A 13,032-nucleotide genomic window follows, 5' to 3' on the forward strand; every position below is an offset into this window, starting at 1 on the left:
CGTATTAACTCAATGATTGGACTGAGATTTGCGATTTCAAATCTTCAATAACAGCAAAGTCTGGAAGGGCAAACCCAATTTGGGTCACAGCATTGCTCGCAATTGCGGTTGCTGTTTTCAATGTTTCTTCTGGGGAAGTTGAACTCAACAAGCCATGAATCATACCTGCCAGCAAGGAATCTCCCGCACCCACCGTACTTTGGACGGTGACCTTCGGTGCAGTAGCATGCAGGGGTTGCGTGCGGTGAAGCCAGTTCACCCCGTTTTCACCCATCGAGACCACAATATGTTCGATCTGACTATTTAAACTGGCAAAAAGATGCTGCTGTTCTGCAAACGTTTCTGCTGGCAAATGGTAGGTTTCCGTCAACTCATCTGTATTCGGCTTAATCAACCAAGGATGGGCAGCAATTGCTGCTTTCAACGCAACACCACTGGTATCTACTGCGACTTTTTTACCCGCAGACTGTAACCATAGAATCAGTGTTGAAAGCTCTTCTGCAGAAAAACCTTGTGGCAAACTACCTGCAATCACAATCACATCAACCTCTAAAATCAGTTGAGATAGGCGTTCACGTAGTTGTTGTTTTGCTGAGGTATCTACAAAAAAGCCCTTGCCATTGATGTCAGTCATCTGACCAGAAGCTTCTGCAACTTTAATGTTTTGTCGTGTTTCACCTGCAACATAAATAAATTGGTTATCAAATTGCTCTTGCTGGATATGATGGTCAAAAATTTGACGGTTTTCTTGCCCCAAAAAGCCACTCACAATCAGTTCATGTCCCAAATCCTTAAGGACCTGTGCCACGTTTAAGCCTTTACCGGCTGCATGGCTTTGGGCCGTTAACTGACGATTGACCTCGCCAACTTTTAGTTGATCCAATTGCACGGTGAGGTCAATTGCAGGATTCAGAGTAATGCTTAATATCTTAGCCATTCGTAATTACTCCACCAATGCACGTACGGCAGACGCACTGTCACAACTTAAGGCTTGCTGTGCGACCTGTTGGCAATTTATATAGTTCAAACCACGAATTTGCGCCTTCACCAATGGAATACTGGTACTCGACATACTCAACTCATCCACGCCCAAGCCTATCAATACAGGCACAGCTTTTGGATCAGCAGCCAATTCACCACAAATGCCCACCCATTTACCATGCTGATGTGCTGCCCGAACAGTTTGATCAATCAATAGCAAAATACTCGGATGTAAGCCATCAGCTTCAGCAGACAACAGTGGATGACCACGGTCAATCGCCAGAGTATATTGAGTCAAGTCATTGGTTCCAATACTAAAAAAATCAACTTCTTGAGCAAGAATTGGAGCCAACAATGCTGCCGCAGGAACCTCAATCATAATACCGACTTGTAAGTTTTCACATGGATGCTGTATGCGAACCTCATCTAATATTGCTTTTGCTGCTCGCCATTCTTCAACCCGCCCAATCATCGGAAACATAATTCTTAATGGGCGATTATCCGCTGCTTTAAGTAAAGCAACCAATTGCTGACGTAACAACTCTGGCTTACGTAAAGTCAGACGAATACCACGTAAGCCCAAGAATGGATTTTCTTCCTTTTCAATAGGCAAATACGGTAAAGGTTTGTCCCCGCCCACATCAAGTGTACGTACCACCAATGGACGACCCGCTAAAGCATCTAACACCACCCGATAATCAGCTTCCTGTGTAGCCTCATCAGGCGCACTGCTGTGTGACATAAAGACCAATTCTGTGCGTAGCAAACCAATTGCTTCTGCCCCATCGGCCACAGCCTGTATCGTAGTGCCTACTTTGCCAATATTGGCTGCGATTTCAACTTGATGTTGATCCAGTGTGATGGCAGGCTCTAAACAATGCTGTTCCGCTTGTTTTCGCAACTCACGCTGGCGTTGGCGCTCTGCAATGGCATGATCAATCTGACTTTGCTCGGGTGAGACCACATACTCACCAGTATCCCCATTAATTAGCACTGTGGCATGGTTCTCAATATTTAAAACAGCTACACCCGCACCTACGACTGCTGGAATAGCCAGAGCACGTGCCACAATGGCACTATGGGCACTCGCTCCACCAACCGCAGTCAAAATGCCTGCAACACGATCTTTATTCAGACGCGCGACATCACTCGGACCAACATCATGCATAATTAAAATATAAGGTTGCTCGGGTTCTGTGACATCGGCCACACCACACAAAGCAGCCAAAACACGCTCACCAATATCCCTTAAATCAGCCGCACGCTCTGCCAGTAAACGATCGCTAAGTGCAGCCTGTGCGGTAGCAGCCACTTCAATATGATCATGCCAAGCTGCAGCAGCAGACAACCCCTGTTTTAAACCGCGTTGTACACTTTGGAGGAGGTCTGGATCATCCAGCATTTCCAAATGTGCCATGAATATCTGCTTAATGGCAGTAGATTCAGTATGTGCAATGAATTGACGTAAGCTGTTTTTCACCTGATGAAGCGCAATTTCAAGCTTTTCATTCTCAGCTTTAAAACTCTGTCCGCGACGTTCATAACTAAATTCACGTGGCTTCACCACATGTGCAGGACCAAAAGCAAGGCCAGTTGATGCCGCAATACCGCAGCTACCCGTATCGCCATGTGATTCAAAAGGCATTAATTCCAAAGTATTTACGACTGGGTCACTACTACTATGCTGATGAGATACAAGGTCAACAGCTTCAACTTCTTCTCCTAAGCCCTGTTGAACTGCATCAATAATCTGTTCTAAGCCTGCTACAGCATCGGTATCAGGTTGTGCAATAAAAGTCAGAGTTTGACCACGACGGCATCCCATGGCTAATAATTTGGTTAAACTTTTTGCCGAAACGTAAGCCCCCTCATCTACAGCAACGAGAATATCCCCTGCAAATTTCTTGGTCATATTGACCAAGTGTGTCGCGGGACGCGCATGTAGACCATGAGCGTTAGCTAAGACAATACGACGAGATGGCCAATCAGGAATCAGTTCAGCACCGATTAACTGCGCCAACTGGTGACTATCTTGCTCTTGGTTAAGGTTATGAACTTGTTCAGTATCAAACAAAATATCCATTAACCGTTGAAACCGTTGCATATCCAGTTGCTCATTACTGGCAATACACACCAAAGTCTTGAGCATTTCCTGCTGATGGCTTAAAACCTGTTCCGCTTTTACCAAACTTACAGCTGGGCTCAAAACATGCTGGTTTGAAGTGATCGACCAGACCCCCTCCCCTAAATGAATCATGCTGTTTAGGTTTAAACCCGACAGAAAACCACACTCCACCATTTTTTGCTGTTTCAGCAACTGTGTTGCCTGCCAAATTAAATCTTCTACATCAAGTGCGGGAACTTGGGTGGCGATTAAATTTTCATGCAATGCCAAAGATGCGGGTTGGGCTTGTAATAATGCAATAATTTGCTCTGCAGAGTGAGCCTGTTTCACTTGATCAGCGACATCATTAATTAAAGCCCGCGTCAAAATTTGTAAGACTTGCAAATGCTCATCTGATTTCGCAGCAATCACTACTGCTAAATAAATTTTATTTTCACCGTCCCAAACAACTCCTTCAGGAAAGTGCGCCAGACGAATACCAGTTTTTAAAATACATTGGCGAGACTGAGGCGTCCCATGAGGAATGGCAATTCCTTGCCCTAAATACGTTGCACTTTGTTGTTCGCGCCCGGTCAACCCATGAATATAATCAGGTGTAACCAATTGGTCTTCAACCAAGATATCGACTAGACATTGCAACGCTTGTGCCTTATCAGTGGCCTGTTGTTTCATTCGAACATGTTGTATATCTAGCGCGAGCATAAAACGTCCTTGCAAAGCAGCATAGTGAGAAGATGCTTTTTTACTGCAGAAAAAATAAGTCGAATTTTACTCAGGATTTACACAAAAATCTGTATTTTTTGATTTTATCTTCATGATCATCATTACAACGTAATTAAGAAACGACGAGATTCTTCAGAATTCAGCGTTGCGATAGTTGGATTTAATCCTAATTGAACCGTAGCCTCAGGCAACACCCCTCTCATCATAAAATTATACCAGTCAGTAAAATATCCTTAGATTAAGCATATGTATGTTGGTTATTATTGTTGATTATCACAATAAATTAGTGACCAAAAATCAAAGTACCCCATCCCACCTTAAATTACGTCATACAAAATAAAAACTCTATATAACTGTTATATATAGAGTTTATTAACATACAAATTATGTTATTTAGTGTATTTTATGTCGGTGACTCTTGCCAAGGTTGGGGTTTCATCATAATACACCAGCAAAACCTGACGAGCTTCTGGCCTTGTTTTTAGCCACGCATAGGCTTCAATCAGTCCATCATTCCACGAACCCGCCAAACTGGTCGCAGGTGTCGCATCCTGACATAAAATAGAATATAAACCTGAAATAGCATTATGCACCGAGGTTGAAAATTGAGTCGGTGAAGGGGTTTGCTCGCTTAACACATCTGCCAAAATATTCAGGGTTTTTGCTTCATCGCCATATTGCGACACCCAAACAATATAATCGGCATGCTGGGTGGCTAAAGTCTGCATTGCGCTATTCAAAGCCAGCTTTGCCAAACGCGATAAGCGTCGGCGTTGCATCGCAGGAATGCGCTCTATAGCTGATAATTCTTGATCAACCAAGCTCATATTCAAGCGGGATACGTGGAGTTGCATCATCATGATCAGTGTTTAAAAGTTGACAAATTATCAGGCGCGCAATTATAGCACTGAGCCACATTTTTCACAAAAAATAACAAGCGCTGACGGGTTCAAAAAAGGAGGATGCAGCAACACTGATCCTCCTCCTTAAAACAAGAGCAACTAGATATAATATTGCGTTCTTTTCTTGGCAAATTTATCCAGTTGTTTTAAAAAGCCTTCGAAATAATCCTTCTCTTTTTCCTCAGTACGATAGCCTGCATAAAGAGTACGACGCAAACCTTCAGGCGCTACACAGTCCAAACGACGCGAAGTCACCCAACCCTTTTGTTCATATTCGTTCACCACCCAATCGGGTAATGCCCCAATGCCACGCCCACTTGCCACCAGCTGAATCAGCATTTGGGTGAGGTCGGTAGTGCGGATCTGTTTCGGCAGAATATTGGCCGGAATAAACAGACGCGACATAATGTCTAAACGGTGCTTATCCACTGGATAGGTCACCAAGGTTTCTTCTGCAAGTTCTTGCACGGTAATGTCTTTGGCACGAACCAAAGGGTGGGTATTGGATAGAACCAAACGCGATTCATACTCAAAAATCGGGAAATACTCCACCCCTTTTAACGCAATCGGGTCGGCCGTAATCAATAAATCAAATTCACCTGTCTGTAATAACTCATGCGGATTGGCCTCAAAACTTGAAGCGAAGTCCAGATCAACATCTGGATACTGTTGGCGATATTGATTTAACAACGGCATTAACCAATCGAAACAGCTATGACACTCTGAGGAAAAAGTAATGCGTCCAGTTTGACCATGCACAATACGGGTAATGTCGCTTTGCGCAATTTGTACCTGCGGCAATACTTCATCCGCTAGTTTTAATAAACGCTGTCCAATATTAGAAAAGCTAACTGGACGGCTACGACGGTTCACCACCTCTACCCCAAACCATTGGTCTAACTCACGCAACTGGTGTGATAAAGCAGAAGGCGTTAAGCATAGGTCTCCCGCAGCAGCCACCAATGAGCCATGCTCTCTTAAAGCGGTTAAGGTTTTTAAATGGCGGAGTTCTAACATCTGGCACAGCCCAATTTTTTAATCTTGATGAATACGGTATAGCTTAACCTATAAAAGCCACATTTGATTATTTTTTCTCACCTTAATTTCTACTTAATTAGTTTATTTCACTTTAATATTTATGATCCACAACGAAAATATTCGCCCAATTTACAGAAAATGAAAAATTTAAGCATTTAAATTCATAATCTTCATGATCCGTGCATGAGCGCTAATCGAAGTAAGGCTTTCTTTTATAACTGTGGATGACTTTTAAGACTATCTCTTGGTCATGCCTAGGTTGAAGCGTGATCCCTTCAGTTTTTGAGAGGTACAACGACCGAATCCAGCCCACCAACTGTCCTATTTAACTCGTGGCTATGCATCGAACTCTTGTGATATCTCTACGTTGATATAGCGAAATCATTTTACAGCAAGCAGTATGCTCTTGTACCTGAGTTAAATTCAGTTCAAATATTGAGAACTGATGATTCTGATCTTCTATCCAAATTGAGCAGGCTAAAGCGCTGAAAAAGCATACCGTGCTGACAACAGAACTTCTCACAACCCTAGTCTTCGGGCTTTTTTATGTTCCACGTGAAGCATTATGTAAATATCAAATCAAAGCCGCTTGTCTCTCAAACTGGTGCGATGCCAAACAGAGCATGTAAAAACGAAAAAGCTTCCGACTAGGAAGCTTTTTTTAAATCTTAGATTTAACCATCAATCGTGAGCTTTAAAATCTCAGCTTTGGTATAACCCCGTTCTTTTAAAAGATGTTGAATGGCTTTTTTCTCATCTTGATCTTCAAGAAATTTACAGCGTTGGATCAAACGCATATCGGTCTCATACTGAAAATTATGACGACACTCCAATTCCTTATTAGAAGGCGTAGTAAAAAAATGAAGCACAGCTAGATACTCTCTTTCATGCTGTTGAAGTGGCCCGCCTTCAACGAATACCTATCTAACACAACTGTTAAACACCCTTTGTGTAAATGATGACGAATCTCGCTCCATTATGCAAGTTTGGGCCTCTCAAATGTTCTCTCTCTACTCATCTACAGCGCTCAATACAGGTCTTATTCATCTACCAAAGTCGATTTTAATCATGAAAATTCATCAGCTCATCCTGAGAATTCTTCATCCAATCGCCGTTGATCCACTCGTTAGACGTTTTAAACTGTCTGGTTTAAATAGATAAAAACCATTCAATATGTCGAAGCTCGAACGTCAGAAACTTAGCCTCCCCACAGGTCATGACAAACTGCTCTTGCATTCCTGCTGTGCACCTTGCTCAGGTGAAGTCATGGAAACCCTGATTGAATCAGGTATCAATTTCTCCATCTTTTTTTACAATCCCAACATTCACCCCGTGAAGGAATATCTAATTCGCAAAGAAGAAAATATTCGATTTGCAGAAAAACATCACATTCCTTTTATTGACTGTGATTACGACACAGACAACTGGTTTGCACGTGCCAAAGGTATGGAAAATGAGCCAGAGAAAGGGATCCGTGCACCATGTGTTTTGATATGCGGTTTGAACGGACAGCATTATATGCGGCAGAACATGGCTTTAGCCTGATCAGCAGCTCTCTCGGTATTTCCCGTTGGAAGAATATGCAGCAGATCAATGAGTGTGGCCACCGTTCTGCTTCACATTATGCAGGCATTTACTACTGGGACTACAACTGGCGCAAACATGGCGGTGCGGTACGCATGCTGGACATCAGCAAACGTGAAGAGTTTTATCAACAAGAGTACTGCAGCTGTGTGTATTCACTGCGGGATAGCAACCGTTGGCGCATGAGCCAAGGCCGTGAACGCATCAAACTCGGACAAAAGTTCTATTCCAATGCCATGGATCAGGACAGCTGATTTCAGCTAGCAGCCTCCACATACCAATTTTTCCAAGAGCTGGTTCCACGCACCGCAATCGACACGGTCGGAATCAGTTTTTCTTTTAATATCTTTGTTTGTCCAACGGCTTTGGCTAAGCGTGCTTTGACGGAGTGAATACATTCACGGTCACCAAATTCACAGCGGTCTAAGCTTGTTCCACCACAGGGCCCATTGGCCAAGCCTTTGGGGCAAGTTTCAGGGCAAATATACAGAGTCTCACCTAAACGGCATTGACCACAACTCTCACAGCCCACCACCGCATGTTTACTCAAATGTTCTGTTTTCAGTAATGCTTGTTTGGCACGCGAGCGATCCCAAACATTGAAATTAAAAATAAACCGCCCCACCCCTTTGGCCAATTTAGATTCAAATAAAGCATCATGCATCAAATGCAGATGTTGATACTTAATAATCTGACTCGATGTCGCAGGCCGTGAATAATAAACCAGCTTCGGATGAAACTCTGTACCGGTTTGCACCTGCCAAAGCGTATTCCAAAGTCGTTCACACTCAGCAAAACTCAAGTGCCTATATTCTTCAATATAGCTTTCCAGTAAGCTTTGTTCTTCAGGCTGATGGCAAGCTGATAAATGCACCCCCGCAAAACCCAAATGTCGACACATTAGAATCTGTAATGCGCAGCGCACATAAACGCGATCACTTAAACCCTGTTCTTTTTCCTGTTGCAACACCTGCAACATATGCGGGGTGATCACAATGCCGGCCACTTCATGTTTCAACATAAACTTGGTCCGCGCCAAGGTTAGTGGCATGACACAGGCTAAAATTTTCTGAGCATACTGATGCCGCGCTAAAAATGCATGCGCATCCTGTAAAGCAGCCATGTCATAGCCCAATTGGGTAATCACATAATCAGCCCCTGCTTTCATCTTTTTATGCAGTTTTAAATATTGCGCCTCTTTTTCCGCTTCAGCATATTTAAACGGATTAAACGCGACACCAATATGAAAACCGCCTTGGCGTTTGGCTTCCATGACAGCATTCACGGACTCCAAATAACGTGTTCGGGGTTCTAGATCATGGCTATAGTGGTGCTGTTTTAATTTATCACCCGTTAAGAGCAACAAGTTCTTTTGACCCTGTGTTTTTGCATCTTGTAAAAACTGCTCAAAGTCTTGTATATCCCGTGCCTTCCCCGAAAAGTGAATGACTTTTTCAATCTCTTGTGGATACTGTTTGGCGACTTGCAAAGGCGCTTCATCATCATCCGCATGCACCCGATCAGCCAGAGTCATAGCCGCAGGAAAACCTGCAAATTCAGTTTTCACAGACCACTGGGTTTGGTGTGCACTTAAGTATTCAACCAATACGCAAAATTGTTGCTGTGCAAAATATTGAGCAAGTAGGGACATCACAGAAGAAATAATCCAGAGGATTAAAAAAGAAGAATTATATCAAAAAATCAAAAATAGATGATGAGTCGTCTGGTTGTTCGCTACGGCATATTCAATATTTTTTTGACTCATCCTCTACCCGACGAGTGAACGCAAATATCCACCCTGATCTGATTGATCAGTTGCAGCACCCTGCTAAAACTGAACCTGATGGTCAAATTCAAAAAAGAAGGTACTCCAACGCTCAACCACACGCCGCCCCTAGCACAACATTTGTCTAGACCCCTTATTTACTACGCCGATTGACTTATTTTCGATAAGATTGTTCTTTTTTATGCTTTTCAATCGCTTAAAGACTAAGCACATTTCAGCTTTTTAAAATAAAGGCATCTTTTCAAGTTGGGACTGACTGTGTATAACAATGGACGACTCAAGGAAATGATTCGCACATAGGCAAAAGCCTGAAAAAAGCTTAAACTATGTGCCAATGAAAACAAATGATATGTCGTCCATGGCGACAACGATGAAGGTGAAGGTTGATGCCGCTCAATACCGTTGAAGAGCTAGTTGCAGATATCCGTGCAGGTAAAATGGTCATCCTGATGGATGACGAAGATCGTGAAAATGAAGGTGATTTAGTTATCGCAGCGACCCATGTTCGCGCAGAAGACATCAACTTTATGATCACCCACGCACGTGGTTTGGTGTGCTTAACGCTCAGCCGTGATCGCTGTAAACAATTGAATCTACCATTGATGGTCGATGCCAATGGCGCACAACATGGCACCAACTTCACGCTCTCCATTGAAGCGGCAGAAGGTATTTCTACAGGGATTTCACCTGCAGAACGTGCACATACTATTCAAACGGCAGTAGCGGCACATGCAAAACCATCAGATATCGTTCAACCAGGACATATTTTCCCATTGATGGCTCAGCCTGGTGGCGTTCTACACCGCGCAGGTCATACCGAAGCAGGTTGTGATTTATCTCGCCTAGCGGGTCTAGAGCCTGCATCGGTCATCTGTGAAATCATCAATGAAGATGGCACGATGGCGCGTCGTGCCGATCTTGAAATTTTTGCTGAAAAGCATGGTTTAAAAATTGGCACCATCGCGGATCTGATTCACTATCGTATGACCAACGAGCAAACGGTTGAACGCATTGATCAGCAAAGCATTGATACCGAATATGGGACGTTTGACTTATACCGTTACCGCGAATTAGGCAATCCAGATATTCACTTGGCTTTGGTGAAAGGTGAACCGAAAGAAGGTGTAACGACCGTTCGTGTCCATGGTTTCAATCCTGTTCGTGACCTGCTCAAGCTCAACAAAAAAGATGGCGAGCCAGCATGGAATCTCGACAAAGCACTGCAAGAAATTGCAAGCAGCAATCGTGGTGTTTTAGTCTGGATTGGGCAGCGTCATTTACAAGACTTAGGTCCAGCCCTAGACAGCCTTACAGCACCAAAACCAACCAAATCCAATGCTGCTTTATCTCAGCAGTACCAAACAATTGGGGTGGGCGCACAAATTTTACGTGATTTAGGCGTAGAAAAGATGAAGCTTTTGAGCTCACCTTTACGCTTTAATGCACTTTCTGGGTTTAATTTAGAAGTGGTGGAATATATCACCGCACATCAAACAACTTAAAAAATCATCGAGGTTGCTATGGCAATTCGCCGTATTGAAGGTATGTTACATCTCGCTAGCGAAGGCCGTTATGCGATTTTAGTGGGTCGTTTTAATAGTTTTGTTGTCGAACATCTATTAGAAGGTGCAATTGATACATTGAAACGTCATGGTGTATCAGAGGATAATATCACTGTTGTTCATGCACCAGGCGCGTGGGAACTTCCTGTCGTGGCTAAAAAATTAGTGGCGTCTGAACGCTTCGATGCCATCATTGCACTGGGTGCTGTGATTCGTGGTAGCACACCTCACTTCGACTTTGTTGCAGGTGAATGTGCCAAAGGTTTAGGCGTGGTTGGCCTAGAATCTGGTCTTCCAGTGATTAATGGTGTATTGACTACGGATAGTATTGAACAAGCGATTGAACGCTCGGGTACAAAAGCAGGTAATAAAGGCGGCGAAGCTGCTCTTACTGCAATTGAAATGGTTAACTTGTTAAAGGCTATTTAACGCTATGTCGCAAACATTGCAAGCAACTTATGCAGCAAAACGTAAAGCACGTCGCTTTGCTGTACAAGGAATTTACGAATGGCAAATGAGCCACAATCCAGTCCATGAGATCGAAGCACGTACGCGTGTGGAAAATGCCATGCACAAAGTGGATCTGAGCTATTATCATGAATTGTTAACCCAAGTGGTTGCCAATCATGAAGCATTGGATGCGCTCTTAATCCCTGTGCTTGATCGCGAAGTTTCTGCGCTTGACGGCGTTGAACTTGCGACCCTTCGTTTAGGCGCATATGAACTCAAGGAACACCTTGAAATTCCATATCGCGTGGTTTTAGACGAAGCGATCGAGCTTGCTAAACATTTTGGCGGTGCAGACAGCCATAAATACATCAATGGTGTATTAGATCGTTTAGCGACGACTTTACGTGCAGCAGAAAAGCAACAAGCGAACTCACAGTTGTAGATTTGTTGTATGGCTGAGTTTTCGATCATTGATACCTATTTTAATCGTAAGAGTCCTCATTCTGTCGATTTAGGCGTCGGTGACGACTCAGCCTTGCTCACCCCACCACCACAGCAACAATTGGTCATTTGTGCCGATACCTTGGTTGCTGGACGTCACTTTCCGCTTGATACCAGCCCACATGCGATTGGCTGGAAATCTGTCGCAGTCAATTTATCTGATATCGCCGCAATGGGCGCGAAACCTCAGAGTATTTTATTAGCCTTGAGCTTACCCCAAATTGATCATGACTGGCTCAAAGGCTTTAGTCAGGGTTTATATGATTGCTGTGATCAATTTGGCGTGAGTTTAATTGGTGGAGACACCACCCAAAGCCCACATCTTACTATTTCCGTGACTGCACTGGGCTGGGTCGATATCGGCCAAGCCGTCACCCGTTCTGCCGCTCAAGTGGGTGATTTGATTTGTGTCAGTGGCACTGTCGGCGATGCTGCTTTTGCCTTGCAACACTTGGGGCACCCTCTCCAGCAACGTTTAGACTACCCCACCCCACGCTGTGAACTGGGCCAAGTACTCAAAGGCTTAGCGCACAGTATGATTGATGTGTCGGATGGCTTAGCACAAGATCTCGGTCATATCTTAAAAGCATCCCATGTGGGCGCGACCCTACAACTTGATCAACTGCCAATCAATACCGCTCTACAAGATGTAACACGAGAACAACAATGGCAATATGCTTTGGCGGGTGGCGATGACTATGAATTATGCTTTACAATAAGCCCGCAGAATTATGAAAAACTTTTGCAACAACAAAACCATAGCAGCATCAGTGTGATTGGAAAAATTGATGCCGAAAGTGGTCTGCGTTTTCAACAAAATGGCTTAGACCATTCCTTGCAATTTAATGGATATCAACACTTTGCATAAGCCCCCTATCCTCTTTCGTCAGATGTCTTGGTATGACCGTTTCATCGTGTTTTGCGGTGTAGGGTTTGGCTCAGGACTAGCACCTAAAGCACCAGGAACGTTTGGTTCTGCCTTCGCGCTGCTGTTTGTCCCGATTTGGCTTGCAATTGGCTTATCCAACACCATTATTGCCATCATACTCATGTCTCTGATTGGCATTTATATCTGTGGGCATACTGCCAAAGTGATGGGCGTACATGATGATGGGCGTATTGTCTGGGATGAGTTTGCTGGCCAGTCCATCACCTTTTTGCCTGTTCTATATTTAGGGCAAATGAATTGGCTCTGGCTGCTGCTGGGTTTTATTTTATTTCGTATTTTTGATGTGTGGAAACCTTGGCCAATTCGTGTCATTGACCAAAAAGTCGAAGGTGGCTTTGGTATTATGCTCGACGACCTGATTGCAGGACTATGGGCTGCACTTTGTATTTGGATTTATTTTTATTTCACTGTGGCTTAGGCCATTTTTAGGA

General features: G+C 43.7%; 9 protein-coding genes and 4 pseudogenes. 6 read left to right on the forward strand and 7 right to left on the reverse strand.

Features of this window, described 5'->3' with window-relative positions; genetic code table 11:
• Positions 1 to 4: 4 nt before the first annotated feature.
• The 6 genes and pseudogenes from pfkB to ACY3FQ_RS15670 form a co-directional block, all read right to left on the reverse strand.
• Positions 5 to 937 (reverse strand): 1-phosphofructokinase, encoded by a 933-nt coding sequence (gene pfkB / locus ACY3FQ_RS15645; RefSeq protein ID WP_005401651.1) that lies wholly within the window; start codon positions 935 to 937, stop codon positions 5 to 7.
• Positions 938 to 943: 6 nt separating this feature from the next.
• Positions 944 to 3,190: pseudogene (ptsP, locus tag ACY3FQ_RS15650) on the reverse strand (phosphoenolpyruvate--protein phosphotransferase); the annotation flags it as partial.
• 261 nt (positions 3,191 to 3,451) lie between these two features.
• Positions 3,452 to 3,808: pseudogene (locus ACY3FQ_RS15655) on the reverse strand (PTS mannitol transporter subunit IIA); the annotation flags it as partial.
• Positions 3,809 to 4,263: 455 nt separating this feature from the next.
• Positions 4,264 to 4,683, reverse strand: a pseudogene (locus tag ACY3FQ_RS15660) (beta-ketoacyl synthase chain length factor); the annotation flags it as partial.
• Between the two features lie 147 nt (positions 4,684 to 4,830).
• Entirely contained in the window at positions 4,831 to 5,748 is a 918-nt protein-coding gene (locus ACY3FQ_RS15665) for a LysR family transcriptional regulator (RefSeq protein ID WP_489774322.1), read from the reverse strand.
• Between the two features lie 695 nt (positions 5,749 to 6,443).
• Positions 6,444 to 6,566 carry a hypothetical protein gene (locus ACY3FQ_RS15670; RefSeq protein ID WP_004684300.1) on the reverse strand — a complete coding sequence of 41 codons (123 nt, stop codon included), beginning with the start codon at positions 6,564 to 6,566 and terminating at the stop codon, positions 6,444 to 6,446.
• A gap of 376 nt (positions 6,567 to 6,942) precedes the next feature.
• On the opposite strand from ACY3FQ_RS15670, the pseudogene ACY3FQ_RS15675 reads away from it, so the two are divergent.
• Positions 6,943 to 7,607, forward strand: a pseudogene (locus ACY3FQ_RS15675) (epoxyqueuosine reductase QueH).
• Positions 7,608 to 7,609: 2 nt separating this feature from the next.
• On the opposite strand, the gene ACY3FQ_RS15680 reads toward ACY3FQ_RS15675, so the two are convergent.
• Positions 7,610 to 9,004 carry a methylenetetrahydrofolate reductase C-terminal domain-containing protein gene (locus tag ACY3FQ_RS15680; protein WP_039890765.1) on the reverse strand — a complete coding sequence of 465 codons (1,395 nt, stop codon included), beginning with the start codon at positions 9,002 to 9,004 and terminating at the stop codon, positions 7,610 to 7,612.
• A 521-nt stretch (positions 9,005 to 9,525) separates the two neighbouring features.
• Here ACY3FQ_RS15680 and ribBA point away from each other — a divergent pair.
• The 5 genes from ribBA to ACY3FQ_RS15705 are packed head-to-tail and all read left to right on the forward strand — an operon-like array spanning position 9,526 to position 13,019.
• Entirely contained in the window at positions 9,526 to 10,641 is a 1,116-nt protein-coding gene (gene ribBA, locus ACY3FQ_RS15685) for a bifunctional 3,4-dihydroxy-2-butanone-4-phosphate synthase/GTP cyclohydrolase II (RefSeq protein ID WP_005401643.1), read from the forward strand.
• Positions 10,642 to 10,659: 18 nt separating this feature from the next.
• Complete coding sequence (gene ribH, locus ACY3FQ_RS15690; RefSeq protein WP_004684294.1) at positions 10,660 to 11,130, forward strand: 6,7-dimethyl-8-ribityllumazine synthase; 471 nt, start codon at positions 10,660 to 10,662, stop codon at positions 11,128 to 11,130.
• 4 nt (positions 11,131 to 11,134) lie between these two features.
• A complete protein-coding gene (gene nusB, locus ACY3FQ_RS15695) occupies positions 11,135 to 11,593 on the forward strand; it encodes a transcription antitermination factor NusB (protein ID WP_005401642.1) in 459 nt (152 codons plus the stop codon).
• 9 nt (positions 11,594 to 11,602) lie between these two features.
• Positions 11,603 to 12,520, forward strand: a complete 918-nt coding sequence (thiL, locus tag ACY3FQ_RS15700) for a thiamine-phosphate kinase (RefSeq protein ID WP_005401641.1) — start codon at positions 11,603 to 11,605, stop codon at positions 12,518 to 12,520.
• Positions 12,498 to 13,019 (forward strand): phosphatidylglycerophosphatase A family protein, encoded by a 522-nt coding sequence (locus ACY3FQ_RS15705; RefSeq protein ID WP_004983912.1) that lies wholly within the window; start codon positions 12,498 to 12,500, stop codon positions 13,017 to 13,019. The genes thiL and ACY3FQ_RS15705 overlap by 23 nt, the downstream gene beginning before the upstream one ends.
• Positions 13,020 to 13,032: the final 13 nt, after the last annotated feature.

The organism is Acinetobacter sp. AB03, assembly GCF_058107045.1.

Bases quoted from the DNA above. Each gene is read 5' to 3' on its own strand.
- pfkB (WP_005401651.1), bottom strand. From the start codon at position 937: ATGGCTAAGATATTAAGCATTACTCTGAATCCTGCAATTGACCTCACC.
- ACY3FQ_RS15665 (WP_489774322.1), bottom strand. From the start codon at position 5,748: ATGTTAGAACTCCGCCATTTAAAAACCTTAACCGCTTTAAGAGAGCAT.
- ACY3FQ_RS15670 (WP_004684300.1), bottom strand. From the start codon at position 6,566: ATGCGTTTGATCCAACGCTGTAAATTTCTTGAAGATCAAGATGAGAAA.
- ACY3FQ_RS15680 (WP_039890765.1), bottom strand. From the start codon at position 9,004: ATGTCCCTACTTGCTCAATATTTTGCACAGCAACAATTTTGCGTATTG.
- ribBA (WP_005401643.1), top strand. From the start codon at position 9,526: ATGCCGCTCAATACCGTTGAAGAGCTAGTTGCAGATATCCGTGCAGGT.
- ribH (WP_004684294.1), top strand. From the start codon at position 10,660: ATGGCAATTCGCCGTATTGAAGGTATGTTACATCTCGCTAGCGAAGGC.
- nusB (WP_005401642.1), top strand. From the start codon at position 11,135: ATGTCGCAAACATTGCAAGCAACTTATGCAGCAAAACGTAAAGCACGT.
- thiL (WP_005401641.1), top strand. From the start codon at position 11,603: ATGGCTGAGTTTTCGATCATTGATACCTATTTTAATCGTAAGAGTCCT.
- ACY3FQ_RS15705 (WP_004983912.1), top strand. From the start codon at position 12,498: ATGGATATCAACACTTTGCATAAGCCCCCTATCCTCTTTCGTCAGATG.